Genomic DNA, 23,707 nt, shown 5'->3' with positions numbered 1-23,707 from the left:
CATGCGCGTGGCCTTCTCGCTGTTCAAGCAACACGCGATGTTCGATGCCCGCCTGGCGGCCACTGTCGCTTGACGAGAACCATAGAACCTCAGCGGGAACGGTCGCGGGAGATCGGCCGCGGGGCGCCATCGTCCCGCTCAGTTCCCAACCACGTTCAGCGCGGCGGGCGCTTCGCGATCCCCAGCGTCTTCGCCAGGATGCCCAGCATCACCTCGTCCGCCCCGCCGCCAATGGACGCCAGCCGCCCGTCGCGATACAGGCGCGAGACGCGGTTCTCCAGCGTGAAGCCCATGCCGCCCCAGAACTGCAGGCAGGTGTCGGCCACCTGCCGCGTGAGCCGGCCGGCCTTGAGCTTGGCCATCGAGGCCAGCGTCAGCACGTCCTCGCCCTGCACATGCAGGTCGCAGGCGCGGTAGGTGAGAGCGCGCAGGGCCTCCACCTCGGTCTGCAGCTCGGCCAGCTTGAACTGCACCCACTGCTGGTCGGCCAGCGTGGCGCCGAACATGCGGCGCTCCTGCGCCCACTGCACCGTCTCGGCGATGCACTCCTCCATGGGCAGCAGCGAGCTGGCGGCGCCCCACAGCCGCTCCTCCTGGAACTGCTGCATCTGGTAGATGAAGCCTTGGCCCTCCTCGCCGATGCGAAAGCGTTGCGGCACCCGCACCTCGTCGAAGTAGATCAGGCCCGTGTCGCTGCTGTGCATGCCGATCTTGCGGATCTTGCGCGCCTTCTCGATGCCCGGCCGGTCCATCGGCACCATCACCAGCGACTTGTTGCGGTGCACGGGGCCGTCGCTGGTGTTGACCAGCATGCACATCCAGTCGGCCTGCAGGCTGTTGGTGATCCACATCTTCTGGCCGGAGATGACGTAGTCGTCGCCGTCCTTGCGCGCCGTGCTGCGGATGGCGGCCACGTCGCTGCCGGCACCGGGCTCGCTCACGCCGATGCAGCCCACCTGCTCGCCCGCGATGGCCGGCGCCAGGAACTCGCGCTTGAGTTCCTCGCTGCCGAAGCGCGCCAGGGCCGGTGTGCACATGTCGGTCTGCACGCCGATGGCCATGGGAATGCCGCCGCAGCGCACATGGCCCAGCTCTTCGGCCATGGCCATGGCATAGCTGTAGTCGAGCCCGCCGCCGCCGTATTCCTCCGGCTTGTTAAGGCCCAGCAGGCCCAGGGCGCCCAGGCCCTTGAAGATCTCGTGCAACGGGGCGATCTCGGCCTCTTCCCAGGCATCGACCTGCGGATTGATGGATTCGTCGATGTAGCGGCGCAGGGTCTTGCGGATCTCCTGGTGCTCGTGCGTGTATTGCATGGCGCGGGTGTCTCCTGTCGGCCTTCTGGCGCGCGCACGGTGGTGCGCGGCGGGCATACCACTCTAGAAGCGGGCCGCCCGGGAGGCTTGTGCCAAGTGGCTGCCCGGGCCGCGCCGACGGGGCCGTGGCTACCATTGCGGCCTTCTGCGTTTCCGCCCCCGAAAGCACGCCCATGACCCGCCTCGGCACTCCTCTGTCCCCCTCCTCCACCCGTGTGATGCTCCTGGGCTCCGGCGAGCTTGGCAAGGAAGTGCTGATCGCGCTGCAGCGTCTGGGCGTGGAGACCATCGCCGTCGACCGCTACGACAACGCCCCCGGCCAGCAGGTGGCGCACCGCGCCCGCACCATCACGATGAGCGACCCCGACCAGCTCGAAGCACTGCTGTCGGCCGAGCGGCCGCATCTGGTGGTGCCCGAGATCGAGGCCATCGCCACCGCCAAGCTCGAAGAGCTGGAAGAAGCCGGCCTGGTGCGCGTGATCCCCACCGCCCGCGCCGCGCGCCTGACCATGGACCGCGAAGGCATCCGCCGCCTGGCCGCCGAGACGCTGGGCCTGCCCACCAGCCCCTACAAGTTCTGCGACTCGCTGGCCGAGCTGCAGGCCGCCATCGATGGGAAGGACGGCAAGGGCATCGGCTACCCCTGCATCGTCAAGCCGGTGATGAGCAGCTCCGGCAAGGGCCAGAGCAAGATCGACGGCCCCGCCGACGTGCAGAAGGCCTGGGACTACGCCATGGCCGGCGGCCGCGTGAGCAAGGGCCGCGTCATCGTCGAAGGCTTCATCGACTTCGACTACGAAATCACGCTGCTCACCGTGCGCGCCCTGGGCGCCGATGGCCAGGTGCAGACGCAGTTCTGCGCACCCATCGGCCACCTGCAGGTCAGCGGCGACTATGTCGAAAGCTGGCAGCCCCACCCCATGCACCCCGAGGCGCTGCGCAAGGCGCAGGACATCGCCGAGCGCGTGACGGCCGACCTGGGCGGCCAGGGCCTGTTCGGCGTGGAACTGTTCGTCAAGGGCGAGGAGGTGTGGTTCAGCGAAGTGAGCCCGCGCCCGCACGACACCGGCCTGGTCACGCTGGCCACGCAATGGCAGAGCGAATTCGAGCTGCACGCCCGCGCCATCCTGGGCCTGCCGGTGGACACCACGCTCAAGAGCCCCGGCGCCAGCGCCGTCATCTACGGCGGCGTGGATGCCACCGGCATCGTCTTCGACGGCGTGGCCGAGGCCCTGGCCGTGCCCGGCACCGACCTGCGCCTCTTCGGCAAGCCGGAGAGCTTCGTCAAGCGCCGCATGGGCGTGGCGCTGGCCCATGCGGAGGATGTGGACACGGCCCGCGCGCGGGCCAAGGAGGCGGCGGGGAAGGTCAAGCCGCGGGTGGCGGACTGATCCTTCTCGCCGCACCGAACGGGCCGCGTGGCTGGCCGGTTCATCGCCAGGTCGTGACGATGGCGCAGGGGCTGCGCCCGTCCTGGCGCTGACGCTCGGCGCGCCTCAGGCCGAATAGCGCAGCCGCACCTCGCCCAGCCCTTCGATGGCACCGACCACGTCGGTGTCCACGGGCGCTGCCAGCAGCCCCGTGCACGAGCCCGTCGTGACGATCTGCCCGGGCGCCAGCGGCACGCCACGCTCGGTGCAATGCCGGGCCAGCCAGCCCACCAGCCGCCACACGTCCTGCGCCGGATTGCCGCCCGTGGTGCGCGCCGCCTCGGCATCGCCGAACTTGAGCGTGGCCTGCAGGGTGCGCAGGTCCAGGGCCGATGGGGCGAGCGGGGCCGCCTCGCCGACGACCAGCGCGCCGTGGCTCTGAAGGTCGGCCAGCCGCAGCGGCGCGGGTGCCTCGCGGCCGGCGGCCAGGCGGCTTTCCACGCATTCGATCGTGGGCACCACGGCGTCGAAGAAGCTGGCGAGTTCGTTGGGCGTGGGCATGTCCTGCCGCACTTCCAGCAGCTTGCCCACGCGCAGGGCGGCCTCCAGCTCGACCCAGCGCGCCGCGAAACGCGCGGCCGGCAGCACGGCGCCGGAGGCGTGCATGCCGGACGCAGGCAGCGGTGCGCAGTTGGGTTCGGCCTCGGCATTGGGCGCGCCGACCTTCCAGCCACCGATGCCGCTGCCCAGGTGGGCGAGGATGGCGTCCTGCACCGCGTAGGCCTCGGCGGCATCGGTTGGTAGCCAGCCCGTGGGTGCAATGCGGCGGGCAGCGGTGAAGGCGGTGGCCAGTTGCTGGCCGAGGTCGGTGATGGCAGTCATGGAAGCAGCGGTGCGATGAATGAACAGGGCAGCCGGCGAGTATGCCGGCCTCTGCAAGCCCAGCCACGTGGGATGGCCGCGCGGGAAAGCCACGTTGCGGCGGCGCTCGACCTCAGCCGGCTGCGTCCTCGGACCATTCCGCCAGCGCCTGGGCCCGGTACTCGCGCGGCGTCAGCCCCTTGTGCTTGCGGAAGAAGCGGCCGAAGTAGGCCTCGTCGCCGAAGCCCAGGCTCACGGCGATCTGCTTGATGCTGTTGGGCGTGTAGATCAGCTCGCGCTGCGCCTCGTGCAGCAGGCGCGCATTGATCACGTCCAGGCTCGACAGCCCCAGCACCTCTCGGCACAGCCGCGTGAGCTGTCCGGCCGTGATGCCCAGCAGCTCGGCATAGGCGGGCACCGGCAGGTGCTCGCGGTAGCGCGCGTCGACCAGGCGGCGGAAGGTCTCGATCTGCTCGGCGCGGCGCGAGCGCGGCCGCGCCAAATGCTCCTTCTTCAACCGGTGCAGCCGCGCCACCTGCACCAGCAGGGCCGTGAGCAGCGACATGCCGGCCGCGGTGTGGCCCGTGTCGGCCAGCCGGTGCTCGGCCTCGATGGCGTGGAAGAGCGGCATCAGCCGCGCCAGCTCGTCGGCCGTCAGCGGCATCAGCTGCGGCGTGCGCAGCGTCTCGCGCAGGGCCGGCATCACCAGGTCGGCCAGCGATTCCAGGGGCCGCTGCGCGGCCGTCACCACCGGGCCGTCGGTGTCGTCGGAGAAGCGGAAGCTGTGCACGGTTTGTGCGGGAACGAGGACCAGGCAGGGCGCCTCGGCCTCCAGCCGCTCGTGGTCCACCAGCACCCGCACGCGGCCCTGCTGCAGCACCAGCAGCTGAAGGAAGGCATCGTGGGTATGGGGCTGGATGTCCCAGTTGTAGGGCTTCGAGCGTTGCGGGATCCACTCGAAGTCGAAGCTCGCGAGCCAGCCGGGACTGGCCTGGTCGCCATAGAGCGAGTAGTTGGGAATCGCGCGCGCCATGCGCCGGAATTGTCCGGGTCTTGGCTGGAATCGTCAAAGCGATGGCCGGTGGCGACGCCCAGAATTCCCTCGGCATCACGACAACAGGAGACATCGCCATGACGGCCCTTTCCACGGCCCATCCGTCCACCGCCTCGCCCGCTGCGGCCGGCGCATCCGCCCACTGGCTGGGGCTCGCGCAGCAGGTCTGCGTGGTCAGCGGCGCGGCCAGCGGCATCGGCGCCGCCATCGCCCGAGCCCTGGCCCAGGCCGGCGCGCGCGTGGCCCTGCTGGACCGCGATGCCGAGGGCTGCGCCGCCATGGCGCACCGGCTGCAGCAGGACTTCGATGCGCAGGCGCTGGCCATTGCCTGCGACATCTCCGACGAGGCCGCCGTGGCAGCCGCCGCCGCGCAGGTGCGCGAGTCGCTGGGGCCGTGCAACGTGCTCGTCAACAACGCCGGCCTGCTGCGTGCCGGCGGCCTGGCCGACGTGGGCCTGGCGCAATGGAACGAGGTGCTGGGCATCAACCTGGGCGGCTACCTGCTGTGCGCGCGGGCCTTCGGCGCGGACATGCGCGCGGCCGGCCGCGGCAGCATCGTGAACGTGGCCTCCATCTCGGGCCGCTTTCCGCAGAGCGGCAGCGGGGCCTACAGCGCCAGCAAGGCTGGCGTGCTGCTGATGTCGCGCCAACTGGCCGTGGAGTGGGGTCCGCACGGGGTGCGCAGCAATGCGGTACTGCCCGGCATGATCCGCACGGCCCTGTCCGCGAAGTTCTACGAAGAGCCCGGCTTCGAGGCCCGACGCGCCGCCATGACGGCCAGCCGCCGCATCGGCGAGCCCGAGGACATCGCCGATGTCGCGCTCTTCCTGGCCAGCCCGCGCTCGGCCTATGTCAACGGCGCGGAGATCCTCGTCGACGGCGGCATGGCCAACATGCTGATGGACATGGTCCCTCGCCCTGGTTTCAACAAGCAATAAGGAGACATTCCATGAGCAAGGATTTCGACCTGCTGGTCGTCGGCTCCGGCGCGGCCGGGCTGACCTGCGCCATCACCGCGAAGAAGCGCGGCCTGACCGTGGCCGTGCTGGAGAAGGAGCCCGTCTTCGGCGGCACCACGGCGCTGTCGGGCGGCGTGCTGTGGATTCCGATGGGCCCGCATGGCCGGCAGCAGAACCCGGCCGACACGCGCGAGGCCGTGCGCACCTACCTCATGCAGGAGAGCGGGCGCTTCTACGACGAGGCCACCGCCCAGGCCTTCATCGAGCACGGCCCGGCCATGGTCGACTTCCTGCAGCGCGAGACGCAGATGCAGTTCGTGCCCACGCTGTACCCCGACTACCACTGCGACGCCCCCGGCGGCGCGCAGGTCGGGCGCTCGATCCTGGCCGCGCCCTACGACATCCGCGGCCTGGGCGAGGACATGGCGCGGCTCAAGCCGCCGCTGGAGACCATCACCTTCATCGGCATGATGTTCAACTCCTCCAACGCGGACCTGAAGCACTTCTTCCGCGCGACGAAGTCGCTGACCTCCGCGCTCTATGTTGCGCGGCGCCTGGCCACGCACATCAAGGAGCTGGCACTCTACCGCCGCGGCGTCCAGGTCACGAGCGGCAACGCGCTGGCCGCACGGCTGGCGCGCTCGGCATTGGATCTGGGCATTCCCATCCTCACCAGCACGCCCGTCCGCGGCCTGCTGGAAGAGGGCGGCCGCATCACCGGCGTTCGCGTGGAGGGCGAGGGTGGCCCGCGCGAGCTGCGCGCCCGCCATGGCGTGGTGCTGGCCTGCGGCGGCTTTCCGCACGACGCCAAACGCATCGCCCAGGCCTATCCGCATGTGCGTCGCGGTGGCGAACACCTGTCGCCCACGCCCGAGAGCAACACGGGCGACGGCGTCAATCTGGCCGAGGCCGCCGGCGGCGTGGCCGACATCCGCTATGCCGACAGCGCGGCGTGGATGCCCGTCTCGCGCGTGCCGCTGGGTGGTGGCCGCTTCGGCGTCTTCCCGCACCTGCTCGACCGCTACAAGCCCGGCGTGATCGCGGTGCTGAAGAACGGCCGGCGCTTCTGCAACGAATCGGAGTCGTACCACGACGTGGGCGCGGCACTCACCCGCGCCTGCGAAGGCCAGACGGAAACGGTCATGTGGCTGGTCTGCGACAAGGCCTGCCTGGCCAAGTACGGGCTGGGCTACGTCAAGCCCGCACCCCTGCCCATCGGCCCGCACCTGCGCAGCGGCTACCTGCTGCAGGGCCGAACGCTGGCCGAACTGGCGGCCGAGGCGGGCATCGACCCGCAGGGCCTGGAAGCCACGGTGCGCGCCTACAACCCGCCGGCCGAACGCGGCGAGGACCCGGCCTTCGGTCGCGGCAAGACCGCCTTCAACCGCTACCTGGCCGATCCCGAACACCGGCCCAACCCCTGCGTCGCACCCGTGGCGCAGGGGCCCTTCTATGCCGTGCGGGTGGTGATGGGCGACCTCGGCACCTTCGATGGTCTGCAGACCAGCCTGGCGGGCGAGGTGTTGCGACGCGACGGTCAGCCGATCCCGGGCCTGTATGCCACCGGCAACGACCGCGCGAGCATGATGGGCGGCGCGTATCCTGGGGCCGGCATCACCCATGGACCCAACATGACCTTCGCTTATCTCACGGCCCACCACATCGCCGACCAGGCCCTGGCGCCGCGCGCGGTGCCTGCCGCCGTCGTGCCGGCGCGGGAAGAGGTGGCCGTATGAACGCTGCCGCCGTGTCCGCACCGCCCGCCATCGCGGCGCCGCCGGGCAAGCCGCTGGTGGACCACCGCATCTACACCATCGCGCTGCGCAAGATGCCCGAGTTCCTGCAGGTCTTCAACGAACTGGCCATGCCGGTGCTGATGCAGACCCTGGGCCATCCGCTGGGCTTCTGGACCAGCCTGGTCGGTCCGCAGAACCAGTTCGTGCATTTCTGGGCCTACGAAGACCTGGCCGACTACGAACGCCGCAGCGCCGCACGGGACGCGCATCCCGACTTCGCGCGCTACCTTGCCGCCTCGGGCCACCTGATCACGGCGCAGGAGACGCGGCTGATCCGGGCGGTGGCGATGCCGGGGTGGGTGGCCGGGGCGTAGGGCCTCATCCGGCCCGGTGCGTTTCGAGCCACTCCTTCAGCGCGTCGTTCATCCGGGTCTGCCAACCGGGGCCACTCGCACGGAAGGCTGCGAGCACCTCATGGTCGATGCGGATGGCCACCTGCTCCTTGGTGGCGGAGCCGGCCGGACGCCCGCGCCGGCGCGCTGCTGCCTGCATGCCCGCCTTCATCTCCTCGCGCGAGAGCGGGCGGTCTACTTCATCCTCGCCGTCCCAGACGAGGTGCCGGTCCTTCGGCAAGGCCCGCACAGCGGCAGCGACTTGCGCGCGGGACATCTCATTCACTTTCGAGCCACTCATCGTAGACCTCGCATTCTTCGCGGCTGGCGGGGCGGAAGCTGATGATCCTGGCCGCGCCGTCGCGGTCGGTGTGAACGACGGTCAGTACCGCCAGGACCTCTAGCACATACGAGAAAGACATGACCCGCAACTCGCCGCCGCGTTGGACGTCGACGTCGAGCCGGTAGCGCGAGTCGAGCACCCGATGGGCGTCGGCGAAGTCCAACCCGTGCTTGCGCAGATTGGCTGCACGCTTGGCTTCGTCCCAGATCAGTCGCCTCCCCATCGAATTATTGTAGATGCGATAAATGGCCGGTGGGCGCCGTGAAGTGACCCCCATCCATCACCCCGATCTCCGCCGCGAGCCGGGGCATGAATTCCATCTGGTCCAGCACGTCGCGCTGCAGATCCACGCCGGGTGCGATCTCGAACAGCTCCACGCCCTCGGGCGTCAGGCGGAAGCTGGCGCGCTCAGTGAGGTAGAGCACCTGCTGGCCGCGCACCACGCCCTGCGGGCCGCTGAAGGTGATCTGGTCCACCCGCTTGACGAGCTTCCTCACCGCGCCCTGCTGCAGCACCCGCAGCCGGCCGTCACCAGTGGCCAGCTTCACGCCCTTGGCCGCCAGCGTGCCGCAGAACACCACCTTGCGTGCGTTCTGCGCGATGTCGATGAAGCCGCCCGGCCCCACGGTCACGCCGCCCAGGCGCGACACGTTCACGCAGCCTTCCTCGTCGAATTCGCCGAAGCCCAGGAAGGCCACGTCCAGGCCGCCGCCGCCATAGAAGTCGAACTGCGTGGCCGCGTCCAGCATGGCCGTGGCATTGCGCGCATAGCCGAAGAGCACGCCGTCCATCAGCGTGCCGCCGTAGGTGCCGTGCTCGATGGTCTGGTAGATGCGATGCTGCTCGTTGCGCGCCGCGATCAGCTTGGCCACCGCGTCGGGTACGCCCACGCCGTAGTTGATGACGGGCCGCGCCTTGTCGGTGTTGAACAGCTCCACGGCGGCGCGGCGCGCCACGGCCTGGCGCTCGCCGAAGACCTCCTGCGCCGCGGCCAGTTCGCGGGCATGGTCGGCGGCCTCGCTCTGCGCGCGGGCGGCGCCGGTGAGCTCACCGCTGAAGGCCGGGTCGAAGGGAATGTCGTAGCTGGTGCGCTGCGCCGGGTCGACCACGATGGCATCGACCCAGGCCGAGGGAATGCGCACCTCGCGCGCCTTGAGCGCGCCGCGCGGCAGCCGCTCGGCCACCTGCACGATCACGCGGCCGCCGCTGTTGCGTGCGGCCAGCGCCAGCGAGGGCGCATCGAGATTGGCGGCCTCGTGCTCGAAGCTGATGTTGCCGTCCTCGTCGGCCGCGCTGGCGCGCACCAGCGCCACATGGATGGGGAAGGGCTTGTAGCGCAGCCATTCGCGGCCATCGAGGGTCAGCACCTCCGCCAGGTCGTCCTGGGCCGCGGCGTTCATGCGGCCGCCGCCGTGACGCGGGTCGCACACGGTGCCCAGGCCCACATGGCTGATCAGGCCGGGCCGGCCGGCGCCGATCTCGCGCAGCAGCTGGCTGCTCACGCCGCCCGGCAGGATGTAGGCCTCGATGCGGTTCTCCAGCGCCAGCTGCTGCATGGCCGGCGACCACACCCAGTGGCCGCCGATCACGCGCCGCACCAGTCCTTCGTGCGCGAAGCAGTTCATGCCCTTGGTCTTCTTGTCGCCGATGCCCAGCGCATGCACCAACGTCAGGTTGCGCGGCGCCTGCGTGGCCAGGAAGCGGGCCTGCACGGCCTCGAACAGGTGCGTGGCCTCCATCAGCCCCCCGCCGCCGCCCATCAGGCCCACGGTGTCGCCATCGCGGATCAGGGCCACCGCCTCGGCGGCCGTCATGAATTTGCCGTCTGCCATCGCGGGCCTCAACGGTGGATGTCGAACAGGGCCGCGCCCTTGCGCAATGCCGACTTGGCGATCACGCCGCGGTGGATCTCGCTGGTGCCGTCGAAGATGCGGTAGATGCGCGCATCGCGGTAGTAGCGCTCGATGGGCAGCTCCTTGCAGAAGCCCATGCCGCCGAAGACCTGCACCGCGCGGTCCACCACGCGGCCCAGCGTCTCGGCCGCATGCACCTTGACCATGGCGATCTGCTCGCGGGCATCGAAGCCCTGGTCCAGCATCCAGGCGGCCTGGTAGACCATCCAGCGCGCGGCGTTGATCTCGATGACGCTGTCGGCCAGCATCTGCTGCACCATCTGGAAGTCGCCGATGCGGGTGTCGAACTGCCGGCGCTCGCCGGCGTACTGCAGCATCAGCTCGCACACATGGCTGGCCTTGCCCACGGCGCGGGCGCCCACCTGGGCCAGGCGCACCACGTTCAGCGCCCCCATCGCCAGCTTGAAGCCCTGGCCCTGCGCGCCCAGCAGGGCGGCGTCTTCCAGCGGCACGTTGTCGAAGAAGAGCTCCACGTGCGGCGTGCCGCGCAGGCCCATCATCTGCTGGTCCTTGCCGACGGTGAAGCCGGGCAGGCCCTTGTCGACCATGAACATGCTGATCTCCTTCTCGCCCGTGCGGGCCGAGACGAGGAAGAAGTCGCTCCATTCGCCGTCGCTGATGAAGTGCTTGCCGCCGTTGAGCACCCAGCCGGCGTCGGTCTTCCTAGCATGGGTCTTGATGCCCGCCGCGTCGGAGCCGGCGCCGGGCTCGGTGATGGCGATGGCGCAGGTGCGCGTGCCTTCCACCGAGGGCTTGAGCCAGCGTTCGACCTGGTCGCCGCGGCAATGCAGCAGCGGCTCGTAGACGTTGCCGAAGGCGCGGCGGATCAGCTGGTCGCTGGTGTGGCCGAACTGCTCCTCGCAGAGCACGCGGTCCAGGTTGGAGAGCCCGCCGCCGCCCAGTTCGGCCGGCATGTTGAGGGCATACAGGCCCAGCGCGCGGGCCTTGTCGTGAATGGCCTGCGCCTGCGCGCGCGGCAGGGCGCCGTGGTCCTCGAGGGTCTGCTCCAGGGGATGCAGTTCCTCGGCGATGAATCGACGGACGGTGTCGATCATCATCTTCTGTTCGTCGTTGAGGGCGAAGTCCATGGTGTCTGGCGATGAATGAATGGGCAAAGGAAGGGCGATGGCCGCTGAAGGAGGCCATGCGCGATGTGTCGGGTTTGCGCCTCTCCCCTCTGGGGAGAGGTGGGGTGAGGGGCCTGGGCGGTGGATGGGCTGCGGGGCAGATAAAGGCCGCGGCCCTCACCCCAACCCTCTCCCAAAGGGAGAGGGAGTCAGGCCACGCTCAAGGCTAGGCACTGCTGAACCAGCGGGCGCCGAAGAAGAAGGGCAGGCGCGAAATGCGGTTGGCGGGGATCAGCATGGCGAGATGTGCAGCGCTGCGGTCAACTCACGAACGGCATCGACGCCCGCAGGCACTGCGCCGCCCACTCGGCCGGCGGCTCCTGCGCCTCGCGCGCATGGTTCGTCACCTCCACGCTCACGGGCAGGTCGGCCGGCAGGGCGGCGAAGAGACCATGCAGTTCGATGCTGCCTTCGCCGGGCAGCAGCCGGGCGCAGCGTGCGGTGTGGATCATCTCGTCGGTGCTGAAGTGCGTGCCGGCCTCGGCATCGCAGATCTGCGCGTAGTGCAGCAGCGCGCGCGGAATGGCGCGGATGTCCGCCAGCGTGCTGCTGCTGCGGCCGAAGTGCAGGGCGTCGACCAGGATGCCCGCATTGCCCGGCGATCCGGCGTTGCGCACCACGCGCAGCGCGGCGGCGGCATCGCGCACGCCGGTCCACGGCATGAACTCCAGGTCGGCCGTCATGCCGAAGGGCTTCATCACCTCGCACAGGCGGGCGTAGTTCTGCGTCAGCCGGGCCTCGTCGCCGTCGTCGCCGGCCACCAGGATGGCGCGGGCGCCCAGCGCGGCGCCGATGTCGTAGAGCGGGTCCCAGCGGTGCGGGTCGAAGTCGGCGTCGATGCGGATGATCTCCAGGTCGAACACGCCCACGCCGGTGTCGCGCAAGGCGGCCTGGGCCTCGCGCAGCGCGGCCGGCTGGCCGATCAGGTGCTGCTGCTGCGCGCCCGGTGCGTTGGGCCAGAGGCGCAGGCCGACGAAGCCGTAGCCGGTCTGCGCGGCCAGGCGCACCGCCTCGGCGGGCGTGCAGCGGTGGCTGCTCAGGTAGGCGAGGGAAAGCGGGCGGACCATGGTCGCTGCGTCACTTCATCGGCGAGACGGCCGTGGGCATCGCGATGGTCGAGACCATCTCGGTGGTCAGGTGGGCCGGCCCGCCCTTGGGCGGCCAGATGCCCTGGGCCACCGCGTCGGCGCGGGCGCGGCTGCGCGCGTCCAGCGTGGGGTAGGCCCAGATGTTGGTGAAGCGCGCGGCGCCGTCCAGCGCCACCATGGCCACCACGCAGGGCGAGAGCTTCTCGCGCGGCGGCAGGTATTCCTGCCACAGGTCGATGGTGGGCTGCGTGCCGCCCGGCTTGATGCCGTAGGTGCGGATCTCGTAGACCGGCCCCTGGATGCCTGACTCGGCACTGGGCCTCGCGGGCTTCATCCAGTCGAAGCCGCGGTAGCTGTGCTGCTCCAGCCGCTGGTAGATCTCGCCGCAGCCGAAGGGGCTGGCGCTGGCCTGCGTGCGGGCGCGCTCGGCCTCCAGCGCGCCCAGGCTGTCGAAGCCGCGCAGCACCAGCATCTGGTTGAGCACGCCGATGTCGGTGAACCAGCAGCCCAGCAGTTGGCCCTGCGCCTCGGGTGCGGTGGCGAAGGCCTGGACGGCGGTGGCGGCCGTGCCGGCGGTGCCCATGGGCAGGGTCAGCGTGGCGAGTTCGTAGTAGTGCATGCGATGGATTCCTCGTGAAGGGAGTGGGGCGCCGTGGCGGCCGAACGCGCAGGCGCCGAAGGTGGCTCCAGCGGCACGCCGGCCGCGTGGTGGCCGGCGATGAAGCCGAAAGTCATGGCCGGGCCCAGCGTGATGCCGCCGCTGGGGTAGTGGCCGCCCATCAGGCTGGCCATGTCGTTGCCGGCGGCATAGAGGCCGGGCACGGGCCGGTCGTGGTCATCGAGCACGCGGGCCTGCGTGTCCACGCGCAGTCCGGCAAAGGTGCCCAGGCTGCCGGCCACCACGCGCACCGCATAGAAGGGGCCGCGCTGCAGCGGGGCCATGCAGGCATTGGGCTGGCCGGGGCGGGCCTCGCCCTGGATGCGGTTGTAGGCCGTCTCGCCCTTGCCGAAGTCGAGGTCGCGGCCGGTGGCGGCCATGGCGTTGTAGCGGGCGACGGTGTCGGCAAGCCCTGCCGCGTCGATGCCGCAGGCGGTGGCCAGCTCAGCCAGCGTGCGGCCGCGGCGCAGGTAGCCGCGCTTGCGCCAGCCGTAGGTGGGCATCGGCCAGGGCTTGGCGGCGCCCAGGCCGAAGCGGCGGAAGAAGTCGCGGTCGCACACCAGCCAGGCCTGCACCGGCTCGCCGGGCGGCGTGGCGGCCAGCAGGCCCTGCATGAAGTCGTGGTACGAGTCGGCTTCGTTGACAAAGCGCCGGCCGTTGGCACGCACGGCGATCAGCCCGGGCTTGGCGCGTTCGATCAGGTGAGGAAAGTGGCCGGTGCTGCCGTCCTTGCGCGGCACCAGCGAGACGGGCGCCAGCGCGGCGGCCTGCAGCAGCCCGGTGGCCATGCGGCCGCCCGCGGCTTCGCCCAGCCGCAGTCCATCGCCCGTATTGCCCGGGCTGGCGGCGGAGTGATGGTCGAGGCCCTCGGGGCCGGCATGCGGCAGCAGGCGGGCCTTGCGCGCCGCGTCGTGCGGGAATCCACCGCAGGCCAGCACCACGCCGCGTGCGGCCTCGATGGCGAGCGGGCCCCGGGGCGACATCACCTCGGCCCCGGCCACACGGCCGTCCTTGTCCAGCAGCCGGCGCGCGGGATGGGCGGTGAGGATCTGCACGCCAGCCTCCAGCGCCGAGGCGGCCAGCGCCGCAACCAGCGCATTGCCGTTGACCAGGCACCGCCCACGGCCATGCAGCAGCCGGTCGCGCGCATGGGCCAATACGCGCCGCGTCACGTACAGGAAGGACGCGGGCGAGGTCGTCGCGTCCAGAAAGTGCCGCAGCTCCCGGCCCGAGGCGATGCCCATGCCCCACAGCGTGGTCTCGGGCAGCGGCGGCTTCAGGTCGCGCAGCCGCGCACCCAGGCGCCGGCCGTCGAAGGGTGCGGCGCAGACCGATCGGCCGCCCGTGCCCGCATGCGGGCTGCGGCCATGGAAGTCGGGAATCGCATTGCCGTCGATGAACTGCAGGGCGGTGCGGCGGCGGAAGAACTCCACCATGCGAGGCGCCTGCGTGAGGAAGGTGCGGGCGCGGGCCTCGTCGAACTGCGCACCCAGCTCGTGGCGCAGGTAGGCCAGTGGTTCCTCCAGCGGCTCGTCGATGCCCGCCGCACGCGCCAGCGGATTGCGCGGCACCCACATCCAGCCACCGCTCCAGGCCGTGGTGCCGCCGAACTGCGGCTCCTTCTCGACCACCACCACCTTCAGCCCCAATTGCGCCGCCGTCACCGCGGTGGCCAGGCCGCCCGCGCCCGAGCCGATGACCAGCAGGTCGCAGGTCAGGGTGCGTGCAGAGGTGGCGGCGGGGGCGTCGGTCGGGCGGGCAGGCATGAAGGGTGCCGTCAGGCGGCGTAAATCGGAAGACGGCCTGGCGGACCGGCCGGTGCCGTCTTCTGGAAGAAGGGCGAGGTGCCGCTGGCGGCCGCCATCTGCGCGGCCGTCTCCAGCAGTTCGGGGGCGAGGGCGCGCATGCGCTCCTCGGTGAAGCGCACGGTGGGCCCGGCGACGGTGATGGCGCCGATGGGCGGCCGGCCGACGGGCTGCACCACGGCGCCGATGGTGCTCAGGCCCGGCGTGTAGGTGTCGATGGTGAGGGCATAGCCGCGCTCGCGCGTGGCGTGCACCATGGCCATCATCTCCTGCACCGTGCGCGGCGCATTGGGGCCGTACTCTTCGGGCCGGCCCAGGCCCTGCCGGGTGGCCAGGGCGATGGCTTCGTCGTCGCTCAGCGCCGCCATCCAGGCCAGGCCTGAAGACGAGCACGACAGCCGCGCATCGCTGCCCATGTCGGGGTCGTAGCGCAGGCCCTGGCGGGCGCCCTGGGCGCGGGCCACCCAGGTCAGGCGCTCGCCGTCGATCACCGACAGCCGCGCCAGCTCGCCCGACAGCTGCGCCAGCCGATCCAGCAGCGGCTGCGAGAAGTCGACGATGCCGCTGTGGCTGAGGAAGGACAGGCCCAGCGATGACAGCTTGGTGGTCAGCATGTACGAGCCCAGCTCGCGCGTCTGGCGCACGTAGCCGGTGCGCGTCAGGTCGGCCAGCAGGCGGTGGGCGGCGCTGCGCGGCATGTTCAGCGTGTCGGCGATGGCGGCCAGCTCCAGCCCTTCGCCGTGGCGCGCCAGCAGTTCGAGGATGCCCAGGGTTCGATCGAGTACGCCGCTCATCGGAGATGTCCTTCTCGTGGTCTTGGAATGAGGCGGGCAGCGTACAGGATGCGCACAGCCGGATCAGCCCAGCGCCACGGTGGCGCCGCGCACGGCGGCGTCATGGAGGGCCAGCGTGGCGGCCAGGGTGCGCAGGCCGTCCGCGGCGCTGCACAGCGGCACCGTGGCGCGGCCTTCGATCAGGTCGACGAAGTGGTCGAGCTGGCGGGTATAGGGGTCGGCGGCATGCACGGCGGTCTGGGTGCGCGTCATCTCGGCATGCCAGCTGCGATCGCCCGCGTAATGCCACAGCGACAGATCGGGCAGCGACAGCGAGCCCTGCGTGCCCGCGATGAAGTGCGAGTTGACGGCCTGCCGCGGGTACTGCGGCTGCTCGCCGGCGCAGAAGTCCCAGCACCAGGGCGCGGTGGCGGTGTCCGACACCATCACCGTGCCCAGCGCGCCGCTGGCGAACTGCAGGCTGGCCACAGCCGTGTCCTCCACGTCGAAGCCGCGCGTCGCCCGGCTGGCGAAGGCCTGCACCGATGCCACCTCGCCCAGCAGGAAGCACAGCATGTCGATGTCGTGGATCAGGTTGATCAGCACCGGCCCGCCGCCGCTCTGGCGCCGCCAGGCGGCCTCGAAGTAGGAATCAGGCTTGAGGAAGGTGGCCATGGCCTGCGCGGCCACCACGCGGCCCAGCCGGCCCTCCTGCAGCAGCTGGCGGGCACGTTGCAGGATGGGGTTGTGCCGCCGGTGGTGGCCCACCAGCACCGGCACGCCGCGCGCGGCCTGGGCCTCGGCCAGGTGGCGGGCGTCTTCCACCGTGCCGGCCACCGGCTTCTCGACCAGCACCGGCACGCCCGCGGCCAGGAAGTCCAGCGCCACCGGCACGTGCGTGGCGTTGGGCGTGGCCACGATGGCGCCCGCGGGCCGGTGGGCGGCCAGCAGCTCGGCATGGCTGGCGAAGCAGGGCACGCCCGCCGCTTCGGCCAGCGCCCGTCCGGCCTCGGTGGGATCGGCAATGGCGCACAGCCGCGCCCGGCTGCTTTGCTGCAGGCGGTCGATGTGCGTGCGGCCGATGACGCCGGCGCCGATGAGCGCGATGGGGGCCTTCTGGGGCATGGGCGGGATGTCTCCTTGGCCGCGACTGTAGGTGGATTTGAAATGAAGTTCAATAGTTGAACATAATTCCATTTATCGATAGGATCGCCGCCAACGCTGCCGCCACCTTCGCCGGCAGACCCGAACATCCAGGAGACAGCCAATGTCCGAGCCCCAGCTCAGCGGCGCCACGCGCGTCCACTTCATCGTGGGAGATCCCATCGCGCAGGTGAAATCGCCCGCGGGCGTCACGCAGGCCTTTGCCGAGCGCGGCATGGACTCCATGGTCATGCCCGCCCATGTGGCGCCGGCCGACCTGGACACCTGGCTGGCCGGCGTCTCGCTGGCCAAGAACGTGGACGGCGTCATCGTCACCGTGCCCCACAAGTTCGCCTGCGCGGCGCTGTGCGCCACGCTGTCGGAGCGCGCGGCCTTCCTCGGCGCCACCAACACGATGCGCCGCACTGCCGACGGCCGCTGGCATGGCGACATGTTCGACGGCCTGGCCATGGTGGCCGCGCTGCGCGACCGCGGCGGCGAGCCCGAGGGCCGCCGCGCGCTGCTGGTGGGCGCGGGCGGCGCCGGCTCGGCCATCGCCCATGCGCTGGTGATGGCCGGCGTTGCGTCGCTGGACATCCACGACGGCGACATCGCCCGCCGTGACGCGCTGGTGGCACGACTGGCGGGGTTGGGCCGCTGCCCCGTCGGCGTCGGCTCGGCCGATCCGGCCGGCTACCAGCTGGTGGTCAACGCCTCGCCCGCCGGCATGCGCGACGACGACCCGCTGCCCGTGGACGTGCAGCGGCTGGCGCCCGACGCCTTCGTGGGTTGCGTGGTCACGCAGCCGGCCGTCACGCCCCTGATCGCCGCCGCCCGTGCGCGTGGGCTGGGCACCGCCACCGGCACCGACATGTTTGCCCGCGTGCGCGACCTGATGGTCGACTTCCTGGCGGAGCCCCAGTCGTGAAGCGGCTGCAGACGCTGGCCGATCTGCCCGAAGGCGCGGCCTTCGACCTGGTGGTCATCGGCGCGGGCGGCGCCGGCATGGCCGCGGCCCTGTTCGCGGCCCTCGACGGTCAGCAGGTGCTGCTGGTGGAGCGCACCGCGCATGTGGGCGGCACCACCGCGCTGTCGGCCGGCACCTGTTGGGTGCCCGGCACGCGCGAAGGCGCCGCGGTCAACCCGGCCGACACGCTGGCCGAGGCCGCGCGCTACCTCGACAACGCCATCGGCGAGCACTCGCCGCGCGCCTTGCGCCAGGCCTTCCTGGACCACGGCGCCGAAGCCATCGCCCAACTGGCGTCACGCACCGAGGTCAAGCTCCGCGCCTACCCCCGGCACCCCGACTACATCTCCGACCTCGAAGGCTCGACCGTCGCCGGCCGTGCGCTGGAGCCGCTGCCCTTCGACGGCCGGCTGCTGGGCGAGTGGTTCGCGCTGCTGCGTCCGCCCATCCCCGAGTTCACCGTGCTGGGCGGCATGATGGTCGACCGCACCGACATCAACCACCTGCTGGGCATGACGAAGTCCTTCGCCTCGCTGCGGCATTCGGTGCGCCTCCTGGCGCGCCATGGCCGCGACCGCCTGCGCCATGCGCGCGGCACGCGGCTGGTCATGGGCAATGCGCTGGTGGGGCGGCTGCTGTATTCGCTCTCGCGCCTGCCCAACGTCACGCTCGCCATGGAGACCGAGCTGATGCGGCTGCAGCGCAGCGACACCGGCGTCGACGGCGTGGTGCTGGCCCAGCGCGGCCAGCGCCGCAGCGTGGCCGCACGCGCTGGCGTGGTGCTGGCCAGCGGCGGCTTCAACCGCCACCCCGAGCGACGGCAGGCCCTGCTGCCCGGTGCCGACATCGGCTGGTGCCCCGGCGCGCCCGGCCACACCGGCGAGGCCCACACGCTGGCCGAGGCCGTGGGCGCGCGTTACGGCAGCGGTGCGATGAGCACGGCCTTCTGGGCCCCGGTCTCGCGCCGCATGCGCAGCGATGGCAGCACCGCCCTGTTCCCGCATTTCGTCATGGACCGCGCCAAGCCGGGCGTGCTCACGGTCAATGCCGCGGGGGAGCGCTTCGTCAACGAAAGCACCTCGTACCACCTCTTCGGCCTGGCCATGCAGCAGCCCGGTGCCGACGGGCAGCCCTCCGTCCCCGCCTTCCTCATCTGCGATGCCGCGGCCCTGCGCAAGTACGGCCTGGGCATGGTGCGCCCGGGTGGCAAGGGCCTCGCGCCCTTCCTGGCCGATGGCTACCTCACGCAGGCTGACACGCTGGCCGGCCTGGCGCAGGCCCTGGGCATCGATGCGCAGCGTCTGCAGGCCACGGTCGAGCGCTTCAACACCCTGGCGCGCAGCGGCGTGGACAGCGACTTCCACCGCGGCGAGACCGCCTACCAGCGCAACCTGGGCGACCCGGCATGGCCCGGACCCAACTCCTGCCTCGGTCCGCTGGAAGAAGGGCCCTTCTATGCCGTGCGCCTCTATCCGGGCGACATCGGCGCGGCCCAAGGCTTTGCCACCGACGCCGACGCGCGCGTGCTCGACGCGCAGGGCCAGCCCATCGCGGGCCTCTATGCGGTGGGCAACGACATGCACTCGATCATGGGCGGCGTCTACACGGCGCCGGGCATCACCCTCGGCCCGGGCCTCGTCTTCGCGCACCTGGCGGCGCGGCATGCGGGCTCGCGCCTGCGCGAGGCCGTCACCCCCTAGCCGCCACGCGCCACACGTGCATGACAGACCGGGCAAACCCCAGTCCCTCATGCACGAAAAGTCCGGCGAATGGCCGGAAATGTCGAAGCAGCCCCAGGGCAGGGATCGAAGAATCCACCCCCACACGCAGCCATGACCGGCGGCCTCGAAAGTCCGGTTGGCGCGGGCCCCGCCCGCAGCCTTGCCACCAGAGCAACGACGACAGGAGACAGACATGCCGACCCTCGGCCAACCCCATTCAACAGCCGGCACGGCGCTGATCACCGGCGCCGCGGACGGCATCGGCTGGGCCACTGCGCAGTGCCTTGCGCAGCGGGGCTGGCGCGTGGCCCTGCTGGACCTGCGCACCGAGGCCGCGCAGGCCCGCGCCGCCGAGCTGGGCCCGCAGCACCTGGGCCTGGGCTGCGACGTGAGCGATGCCGGTTCCGTCCAGGTGGCGGTGGCCGCCGCGCAGACCGCGCTCGGCCGCATCGACGCCCTGGTCAACAACGCCGGCATCGGCGAGCAGGCCGCGCCCACACTGGCGCAGACGGCCGAGGGCTTCGACCGCGTGCTGGCCGTGCACCTGCGCGGCAGCTTCCTCATGACGCAGGCCGTGCTGGGCTTCATGCGCGAGCAGCCGCGCGATGCCCGTGGCAACCGCGGCGCCATCGTCAACATCGGCTCCATCGCCAGCTTCGGCGGCATCCCGGGCCGCAATGCCTACAGCGCCGCCAAGGCCGGCGTGCTGGGCATGACGCGCGCACTGGCCTGCGAGTGGGCCCGCGAAGGCATCCGCGTGAATGCGGTGGCGCCCGGCTATGTGCGCACCGCGCTGGTCGCGGCTCTGGCCGAGCGCGGCGATGTGGATGCCTGCGCGGTGGCCGAGCGCACGCCGCTGGGCCGCATGGCCGAGCCCGAAGAGATCGCCGAAGCCATCGCCTTTCTGGCCTCGCCTGCCGCCAGCTATGTGACCGGCGCCACGCTCAGCGCCGACGGCGGCTGGAGCGTGCTGGGCGCGCCCGCCCAGGCCCTGGCGCCGCTGTGAGCGGGCCGCACCCGGCCGCCACCTTTCCCACCGCACACGCATCACGGAGACGACCTTCATGCTGACCATCAACCTCTTCAACGGGCTGGTCTACGGCGCCCTGCTGATCATCATGTGCTCGGGCCTGGCGCTCATCTACGGCCTGCGCCGGGTGGTGAACTTCGCGCACGGCTCGCTGTACATGCTGGGCGCGTACATCGGCTACTCGGTGGCGCTGCGCTACAACTTCTGGGCCGCGCTGGTGGCGGCGCCGGCCATCATGGCGCTGCTGGGCGTGCTGCTCGACCGCTACGGCTTCCGGCTGCTGCAGGACCGCGATCCGCTCACCGTGGTGCTGGTCACCTTCGGCCTGCTGCTGGTGATCGAGGACTTCGTGCAGACCACCTGGGGCAAGAGCAACCTGTCGGTGGAGGCACCCGCCGTGCTGGCCACCTCCATCGACTTCTTCGGCACGCCGCTGCCGGCCTACCGCGTGGCGGTGATCGGCGTCGGCGCGCTGGTGGCGCTGGGCCTCACCGGCTGGCTGCGCTTCTCGAAGGCGGGCCTGTTCGTGCGGGCCGCCAGCACCGACCCGACCACCACCGCCATGCAGGGCGTGAACACCGATGCGCTGTCGGCCGGCGTGGTGGGCCTGGGCACCGCCCTCGCGGGCCTGGCCGGCGTGGTGGCGGCGCCCTTCCTGTCGCTGTCGCCGTCGATGAGCAGCGACGTGATCATCGATTCCTTCGTGGTGGTGGTCGTGGGCGGCCTGGGCTCGCTGGCCGGCGCCTTCGTCGCCGCCATGGTGCTGGGCATGGTTCAGTCGCTGGGCGCGGTGTACCTGCCCGACCTCTCGGCCATCCTGCCCTTCGTGATCATGGTCGCGGTGCTGATCTGGCGACCCGCCGGCTTTGCCGGTAGCCGGACGTGAACGCCACGCAGAAGACATCAGGGAACCAGAGGAGCGCATTCATGACAAGCAATGTTCGTATCGGCCTGGCCGGCGCCGTGGCGCTGGCGTTGGGGGGCGCGGTGGCGCTGGGCGTGGGCTCGGGCACGCTGCTGTCGCTGTTCACGCAGGCGGTGATCTATGGTGTCTTCGCCTCGGGCGTGGGCTTGCTGCTGCGGCAGAACGGCATGGTCAGCTTCGGCCATGCGGTGTTCTTCGGGCTGTCGGGCTACACCGTGGGCATCGTGATGGAGCTGGGCTGGATGCCGGCCGAGCTGGCCATCGTGGCCACGCTGGCGGCGCTGATGCTCTTCGCGCTGCTGGTGGGCCTGGTGATCGTGCGCGTGCCCGGCGTGGCCTTCAGCATGATGACGCTGGCCATCGGGCAGATGTTCTTCCTGACCGCCTCGCGCTCGCGCGGGCTCACCGGCGGCGCCGACGGCATGAACATCAACTGGCCTTCCACGCTCTTCGGCGTGCCGCAGTCGCAGCTGCTGCAGCCGGCCGTGCTCTTCATGGTGTGCTGGACGGTGCTGGTGCTCACGCTGCTGGTCCTGGCGCTGCTGCTGCGCGGACGCTTCGGCAGCGTGACCGAGGCGGTGCGCGACAACGAGGAACGTGCCCGCTTCATCGGCCTGCGCACGCTGCTGCCGCGCGCCGCCATCTATGCGCTGTCGGCCGGCGTGGTGGCCGTGGCCGGCCTGCTGTCGGCGCTCAACACCGGCTTCGTCTCGCCCGAGGCGCTGCACTGGAGCGTCTCCGGCGTGGCGCTGATGATGGTCGTGGTCGGTGGCTACAAGGCCCTGTGGGGCCCGCCGCTCGGCGCCATCGTCTACTTCATGTTCAAGGACGTGCTGGGCGACTGGGCCACGCACTGGATGGCCATCTTCGGCGTGGCGCTGATCACCGTGATCGTGTTCTCGCCCACCGGCATCGCCGGAGCGCTGCAGAAGCTGTGGAACCCCAGGCGGCGCGACGCGGCATCGCCCGCCACCGCGAGTGCCGGCCACACGGCCGCACCCGCCACGCCCGTGGCGCGCCCCGCCACCTCGGCCCGCTGAGCCGCATCGCAACCAGGAGACAACAGGCATGAGCGACTACGTGCTGCAGGCCCGCGACGTGGCCATCCACTACGGCGGCGTGAAAGCGGTGGACGGCGTGGAGCTGACGCTGGAACGCGGCCAGATCCGCGGCCTGATCGGCCCCAACGGCGCCGGCAAGTCCACCGTCATCGACGCCATCACTGGCCGCCGCCGGCTCACCCGCGGTCAGGTCTTCCTGCGCGGCGAAGACGTGAGCGCCCTCGGCCCCGTGCAGCGGCGCCAGCGGGGGCTCTCGCGCAGCTTCCAGCGCACCAGCGTCTTCGGCCAGATGCGCGTGCGCCGGCAGGTGGCGCTGGCCTCGCACTGCATGAACCCGAAGGACAGCGAGGCCGACGCGCAGGCCGTGCTCGAAGAGTTGAACCTGGCCCACCGTGCCGATGACGTGGCCGAAGACCTCGGCTACGGCGAGCAGCGCCGCCTCGACCTGGCCCTGGCCCTCGTCGGCCGGCCCACCGTGCTGCTGCTGGACGAGCCCATGGCCGGCCTGTCGGTGCAGGAATCGCACGACCTGGCGCGCCACCTCAAGGCGCTGACCTCGCGCTGGAACGTGTCGGTGCTGCTGGTGGAGCACGACATGGACGTGGTGTTCGGCATCAGCGACGCCGTCACCGTCTTCGAACTCGGCCGCGTGATCGCCAGCGGCGAGCCTGCCGCCGTGCGCGCCAATCCGCGCGTGCGCGAGGCCTACCTGGGGAGCGCCGCATGAGCACGACCAAACACCGCAACGCCATGAACGACGGCGTCCTGCTCGAACTCGACCGCGTCGATGCCTTCTATGGCGCGGCCCACATCCTGCACGGCCTGTCGCTGCAGGTGCGCGCGGGCGAGCGCGTGGCCCTGGTGGGACGCAACGGCGTGGGCAAGACCACGGTGGTCAACACCATCCTGGGCCTGGCCAGCCTGCGCGGCGGCCAGGTGCGCGTGGGCAGCCAGATCCTGCTGCGCCCGCGGCCCTACAACGCGGCGCAGAACGGCGTGGTGGTGGTGCCGCAGGGCCGGCGCATCGTGGCCAACCTCACGGTCGAAGAGAACCTGCTGCTGGGCGCCGCCACCGGCCGCCCCGGCCACTGGACGGTGCCGCGCATCTACGAGCTCTTTCCCATCCTGCAGGAGCGCGCCCACACGCCGGGCACCGCGCTCTCGGGCGGCCAGCAGCAGATGCTGGCCGTGGGCCGCGCCCTCATGGCCAACCCCTCGCTCATCCTGCTGGACGAGCCCACCGAAGGGCTGGCGCCCGTCATCGTCGACCAGCTCGCGGTCATCTTCAACCAGGTGGCGGCGCAGGGTACGGCGCTGCTGCTCATCGAGCAGAACATGAGCCTGGTGGTGCGCGTGGCCGAGCGCTACTACGCCATGGCCAAGGGCGCCGTCATCGCGCAGGGCGCGGTGCACGACAGCCGCGAAAGCCTGCAGGACCTGGAGGCGCACGTCATGGTCTAGCGCCATT

The 23,707-nt window shown here is 71.2% G+C and carries 23 protein-coding genes; 11 read left to right on the top strand and 12 right to left on the bottom strand.

The genetic code is table 11. The features are described from left to right. Window positions 1–155: 155 nt before the first annotated feature. Window positions 156–1,313, bottom strand: coding sequence for an acyl-CoA dehydrogenase family protein (locus tag ABIC63_RS24125; protein WP_354321661.1), 1,158 nt, complete (start codon window positions 1,311–1,313; stop codon window positions 156–158). A 173-nt stretch (window positions 1,314–1,486) separates the two neighbouring features. Here ABIC63_RS24125 and purT point away from each other — a divergent pair, with 173 nt between their 5' ends. Continuing rightward, window positions 1,487–2,704 carry a formate-dependent phosphoribosylglycinamide formyltransferase gene (purT, locus tag ABIC63_RS24120; protein WP_294367656.1) on the top strand — a complete coding sequence of 406 codons (1,218 nt, stop codon included), beginning with the start codon at window positions 1,487–1,489 and terminating at the stop codon, window positions 2,702–2,704. Window positions 2,705–2,809: 105 nt separating this feature from the next. On the opposite strand, the gene ABIC63_RS24115 is transcribed toward purT, so the two are convergent. Both ABIC63_RS24115 and ABIC63_RS24110 read right to left on the bottom strand, forming a co-directional pair. Then, window positions 2,810–3,565, bottom strand: coding sequence for a 2-keto-4-pentenoate hydratase (locus ABIC63_RS24115; RefSeq protein ID WP_354321660.1), 756 nt, complete (start codon window positions 3,563–3,565; stop codon window positions 2,810–2,812). 112 nt (window positions 3,566–3,677) lie between these two features. Continuing rightward, a complete protein-coding gene (locus ABIC63_RS24110; protein WP_294367660.1) occupies window positions 3,678–4,577 on the bottom strand; it encodes a helix-turn-helix domain-containing protein in 900 nt (299 codons plus the stop codon). A gap of 98 nt (window positions 4,578–4,675) precedes the next feature. Between ABIC63_RS24110 and ABIC63_RS24105 the strand changes: the two genes are divergently transcribed. The 3 genes from ABIC63_RS24105 to ABIC63_RS24095 are packed head-to-tail and all read left to right on the top strand — an operon-like array spanning window position 4,676 to window position 7,667. Then, window positions 4,676–5,536, top strand: a complete 861-nt coding sequence (locus ABIC63_RS24105) for an SDR family NAD(P)-dependent oxidoreductase (protein ID WP_354321659.1) — start codon at window positions 4,676–4,678, stop codon at window positions 5,534–5,536. A gap of 11 nt (window positions 5,537–5,547) precedes the next feature. Further along, window positions 5,548–7,293, top strand: coding sequence for an FAD-dependent oxidoreductase (locus ABIC63_RS24100; RefSeq protein ID WP_354321658.1), 1,746 nt, complete (start codon window positions 5,548–5,550; stop codon window positions 7,291–7,293). Further along, on the top strand, window positions 7,290–7,667 hold the full coding sequence (locus ABIC63_RS24095; protein ID WP_354321657.1) for an NIPSNAP family protein: 378 nt from the start codon (window positions 7,290–7,292) through the stop codon (window positions 7,665–7,667). The genes ABIC63_RS24100 and ABIC63_RS24095 overlap by 4 nt, the downstream gene beginning before the upstream one ends. 4 nt (window positions 7,668–7,671) lie before the next feature. Here the strand turns inward: ABIC63_RS24095 and ABIC63_RS24090 are convergent, their stop codons facing one another. The 9 genes from ABIC63_RS24090 to ABIC63_RS24050 form a co-directional block, all read right to left on the bottom strand. Then, the gene (locus ABIC63_RS24090; protein WP_294367665.1) at window positions 7,672–7,962 is read right to left on the bottom strand and encodes a BrnA antitoxin family protein; all 291 of its coding nucleotides are present in this window, start codon (window positions 7,960–7,962) and stop codon (window positions 7,672–7,674) included. A 1-nt stretch (window position 7,963) separates the two neighbouring features. Next, window positions 7,964–8,251, bottom strand: a complete 288-nt coding sequence (locus ABIC63_RS24085) for a BrnT family toxin (protein WP_294367666.1) — start codon at window positions 8,249–8,251, stop codon at window positions 7,964–7,966. Window positions 8,252–8,255: 4 nt separating this feature from the next. Further along, complete coding sequence (locus ABIC63_RS24080) at window positions 8,256–9,860, bottom strand: acyl CoA:acetate/3-ketoacid CoA transferase (RefSeq protein ID WP_354321656.1); 1,605 nt, start codon at window positions 9,858–9,860, stop codon at window positions 8,256–8,258. A gap of 8 nt (window positions 9,861–9,868) precedes the next feature. Further along, window positions 9,869–11,029, bottom strand: coding sequence for an acyl-CoA dehydrogenase family protein (locus ABIC63_RS24075; RefSeq protein ID WP_354321655.1), 1,161 nt, complete (start codon window positions 11,027–11,029; stop codon window positions 9,869–9,871). 299 nt (window positions 11,030–11,328) lie between these two features. Next, entirely contained in the window at window positions 11,329–12,135 is an 807-nt protein-coding gene (locus ABIC63_RS24070) for a sugar phosphate isomerase/epimerase family protein (protein ID WP_354321654.1), read from the bottom strand. Window positions 12,136–12,145: 10 nt separating this feature from the next. Next, window positions 12,146–12,775: an NIPSNAP family protein gene (locus tag ABIC63_RS24065; RefSeq protein ID WP_295525179.1), complete on the bottom strand. Its 630-nt coding sequence runs from the start codon at window positions 12,773–12,775 to the stop codon at window positions 12,146–12,148. Beyond that, window positions 12,748–14,580, bottom strand: a complete 1,833-nt coding sequence (locus ABIC63_RS24060) for an FAD-dependent oxidoreductase (protein WP_354321653.1) — start codon at window positions 14,578–14,580, stop codon at window positions 12,748–12,750. Before ABIC63_RS24060 ends, ABIC63_RS24065 begins: the two co-directional genes overlap by 28 nt. Window positions 14,581–14,591: 11 nt before the next feature. Continuing rightward, window positions 14,592–15,413, bottom strand: a complete 822-nt coding sequence (locus tag ABIC63_RS24055) for an IclR family transcriptional regulator (RefSeq protein WP_354321652.1) — start codon at window positions 15,411–15,413, stop codon at window positions 14,592–14,594. A 63-nt stretch (window positions 15,414–15,476) separates the two neighbouring features. Next, complete coding sequence (locus tag ABIC63_RS24050; RefSeq protein WP_354321651.1) at window positions 15,477–16,517, bottom strand: Gfo/Idh/MocA family protein; 1,041 nt, start codon at window positions 16,515–16,517, stop codon at window positions 15,477–15,479. A gap of 142 nt (window positions 16,518–16,659) precedes the next feature. Here ABIC63_RS24050 and ABIC63_RS24045 point away from each other — a divergent pair, with 142 nt between their 5' ends. The 7 genes from ABIC63_RS24045 (at window position 16,660) to ABIC63_RS24015 (ending at window position 23,700) form a co-directional block, all read left to right on the top strand. Next, window positions 16,660–17,463, top strand: coding sequence for a shikimate dehydrogenase family protein (locus ABIC63_RS24045; protein WP_354321650.1), 804 nt, complete (start codon window positions 16,660–16,662; stop codon window positions 17,461–17,463). Further along, the gene (locus ABIC63_RS24040; protein WP_354321649.1) at window positions 17,460–19,202 is read left to right on the top strand and encodes an FAD-dependent oxidoreductase; all 1,743 of its coding nucleotides are present in this window, start codon (window positions 17,460–17,462) and stop codon (window positions 19,200–19,202) included. Before ABIC63_RS24045 ends, ABIC63_RS24040 begins: the two co-directional genes overlap by 4 nt. A 214-nt stretch (window positions 19,203–19,416) precedes the next feature. Next, the gene (locus ABIC63_RS24035) at window positions 19,417–20,229 is read left to right on the top strand and encodes an SDR family NAD(P)-dependent oxidoreductase (protein ID WP_354321648.1); all 813 of its coding nucleotides are present in this window, start codon (window positions 19,417–19,419) and stop codon (window positions 20,227–20,229) included. Window positions 20,230–20,287: 58 nt separating this feature from the next. Further along, window positions 20,288–21,139, top strand: a complete 852-nt coding sequence (locus tag ABIC63_RS24030) for a branched-chain amino acid ABC transporter permease (RefSeq protein ID WP_017759334.1) — start codon at window positions 20,288–20,290, stop codon at window positions 21,137–21,139. Between the two features lie 41 nt (window positions 21,140–21,180). Then, window positions 21,181–22,218 (top strand): branched-chain amino acid ABC transporter permease, encoded by a 1,038-nt coding sequence (locus tag ABIC63_RS24025; protein WP_354321647.1) that lies wholly within the window; start codon window positions 21,181–21,183, stop codon window positions 22,216–22,218. A gap of 28 nt (window positions 22,219–22,246) precedes the next feature. Further along, window positions 22,247–22,966, top strand: coding sequence for an ABC transporter ATP-binding protein (locus ABIC63_RS24020; protein ID WP_017757558.1), 720 nt, complete (start codon window positions 22,247–22,249; stop codon window positions 22,964–22,966). Continuing rightward, window positions 22,963–23,700, top strand: a complete 738-nt coding sequence (locus ABIC63_RS24015; RefSeq protein WP_354321646.1) for an ABC transporter ATP-binding protein — start codon at window positions 22,963–22,965, stop codon at window positions 23,698–23,700. Before ABIC63_RS24020 ends, ABIC63_RS24015 begins: the two co-directional genes overlap by 4 nt. The last annotated feature ends 7 nt before the right edge of the window (window positions 23,701–23,707 follow it).

This window comes from Pseudacidovorax sp. 1753 (assembly GCF_040544975.1).
Classification (GTDB): domain Bacteria; phylum Pseudomonadota; class Gammaproteobacteria; order Burkholderiales; family Burkholderiaceae_C; genus Xenophilus.
Note: the sequence above shows the minus strand (reverse complement) of the source record. Positions and strands in the feature narration are given on the sequence as shown.

Excerpts from the sequence above, each read along its gene's own strand:
- ABIC63_RS24020 (WP_017757558.1), top strand. The coding sequence starts at position 22,247 with ATGAGCGACTACGTGCTGCAGGCCCGCGACGTGGCCATCCACTACGGC.
- ABIC63_RS24055 (WP_354321652.1), bottom strand. The coding sequence starts at position 15,413 with ATGAGCGGCGTACTCGATCGAACCCTGGGCATCCTCGAACTGCTGGCG.
- ABIC63_RS24115 (WP_354321660.1), bottom strand. The coding sequence starts at position 3,565 with ATGACTGCCATCACCGACCTCGGCCAGCAACTGGCCACCGCCTTCACC.
- ABIC63_RS24090 (WP_294367665.1), bottom strand. The coding sequence starts at position 7,962 with ATGTCCCGCGCGCAAGTCGCTGCCGCTGTGCGGGCCTTGCCGAAGGAC.
- ABIC63_RS24075 (WP_354321655.1), bottom strand. The coding sequence starts at position 11,029 with ATGGACTTCGCCCTCAACGACGAACAGAAGATGATGATCGACACCGTC.
- ABIC63_RS24070 (WP_354321654.1), bottom strand. The coding sequence starts at position 12,135 with ATGGTCCGCCCGCTTTCCCTCGCCTACCTGAGCAGCCACCGCTGCACG.
- ABIC63_RS24095 (WP_354321657.1), top strand. The coding sequence starts at position 7,290 with ATGAACGCTGCCGCCGTGTCCGCACCGCCCGCCATCGCGGCGCCGCCG.
- ABIC63_RS24050 (WP_354321651.1), bottom strand. The coding sequence starts at position 16,517 with ATGCCCCAGAAGGCCCCCATCGCGCTCATCGGCGCCGGCGTCATCGGC.
- ABIC63_RS24025 (WP_354321647.1), top strand. The coding sequence starts at position 21,181 with ATGACAAGCAATGTTCGTATCGGCCTGGCCGGCGCCGTGGCGCTGGCG.
- ABIC63_RS24015 (WP_354321646.1), top strand. The coding sequence starts at position 22,963 with ATGAGCACGACCAAACACCGCAACGCCATGAACGACGGCGTCCTGCTC.
- ABIC63_RS24080 (WP_354321656.1), bottom strand. The coding sequence starts at position 9,860 with ATGGCAGACGGCAAATTCATGACGGCCGCCGAGGCGGTGGCCCTGATC.
- ABIC63_RS24045 (WP_354321650.1), top strand. The coding sequence starts at position 16,660 with ATGTCCGAGCCCCAGCTCAGCGGCGCCACGCGCGTCCACTTCATCGTG.
- ABIC63_RS24060 (WP_354321653.1), bottom strand. The coding sequence starts at position 14,580 with ATGCCTGCCCGCCCGACCGACGCCCCCGCCGCCACCTCTGCACGCACC.
- ABIC63_RS24125 (WP_354321661.1), bottom strand. The coding sequence starts at position 1,313 with ATGCAATACACGCACGAGCACCAGGAGATCCGCAAGACCCTGCGCCGC.
- ABIC63_RS24065 (WP_295525179.1), bottom strand. The coding sequence starts at position 12,775 with ATGCACTACTACGAACTCGCCACGCTGACCCTGCCCATGGGCACCGCC.
- ABIC63_RS24085 (WP_294367666.1), bottom strand. The coding sequence starts at position 8,251 with ATGGGGAGGCGACTGATCTGGGACGAAGCCAAGCGTGCAGCCAATCTG.
- ABIC63_RS24110 (WP_294367660.1), bottom strand. The coding sequence starts at position 4,577 with ATGGCGCGCGCGATTCCCAACTACTCGCTCTATGGCGACCAGGCCAGT.
- ABIC63_RS24105 (WP_354321659.1), top strand. The coding sequence starts at position 4,676 with ATGACGGCCCTTTCCACGGCCCATCCGTCCACCGCCTCGCCCGCTGCG.
- purT (WP_294367656.1), top strand. The coding sequence starts at position 1,487 with ATGACCCGCCTCGGCACTCCTCTGTCCCCCTCCTCCACCCGTGTGATG.
- ABIC63_RS24030 (WP_017759334.1), top strand. The coding sequence starts at position 20,288 with ATGCTGACCATCAACCTCTTCAACGGGCTGGTCTACGGCGCCCTGCTG.
- ABIC63_RS24035 (WP_354321648.1), top strand. The coding sequence starts at position 19,417 with ATGCCGACCCTCGGCCAACCCCATTCAACAGCCGGCACGGCGCTGATC.
- ABIC63_RS24100 (WP_354321658.1), top strand. The coding sequence starts at position 5,548 with ATGAGCAAGGATTTCGACCTGCTGGTCGTCGGCTCCGGCGCGGCCGGG.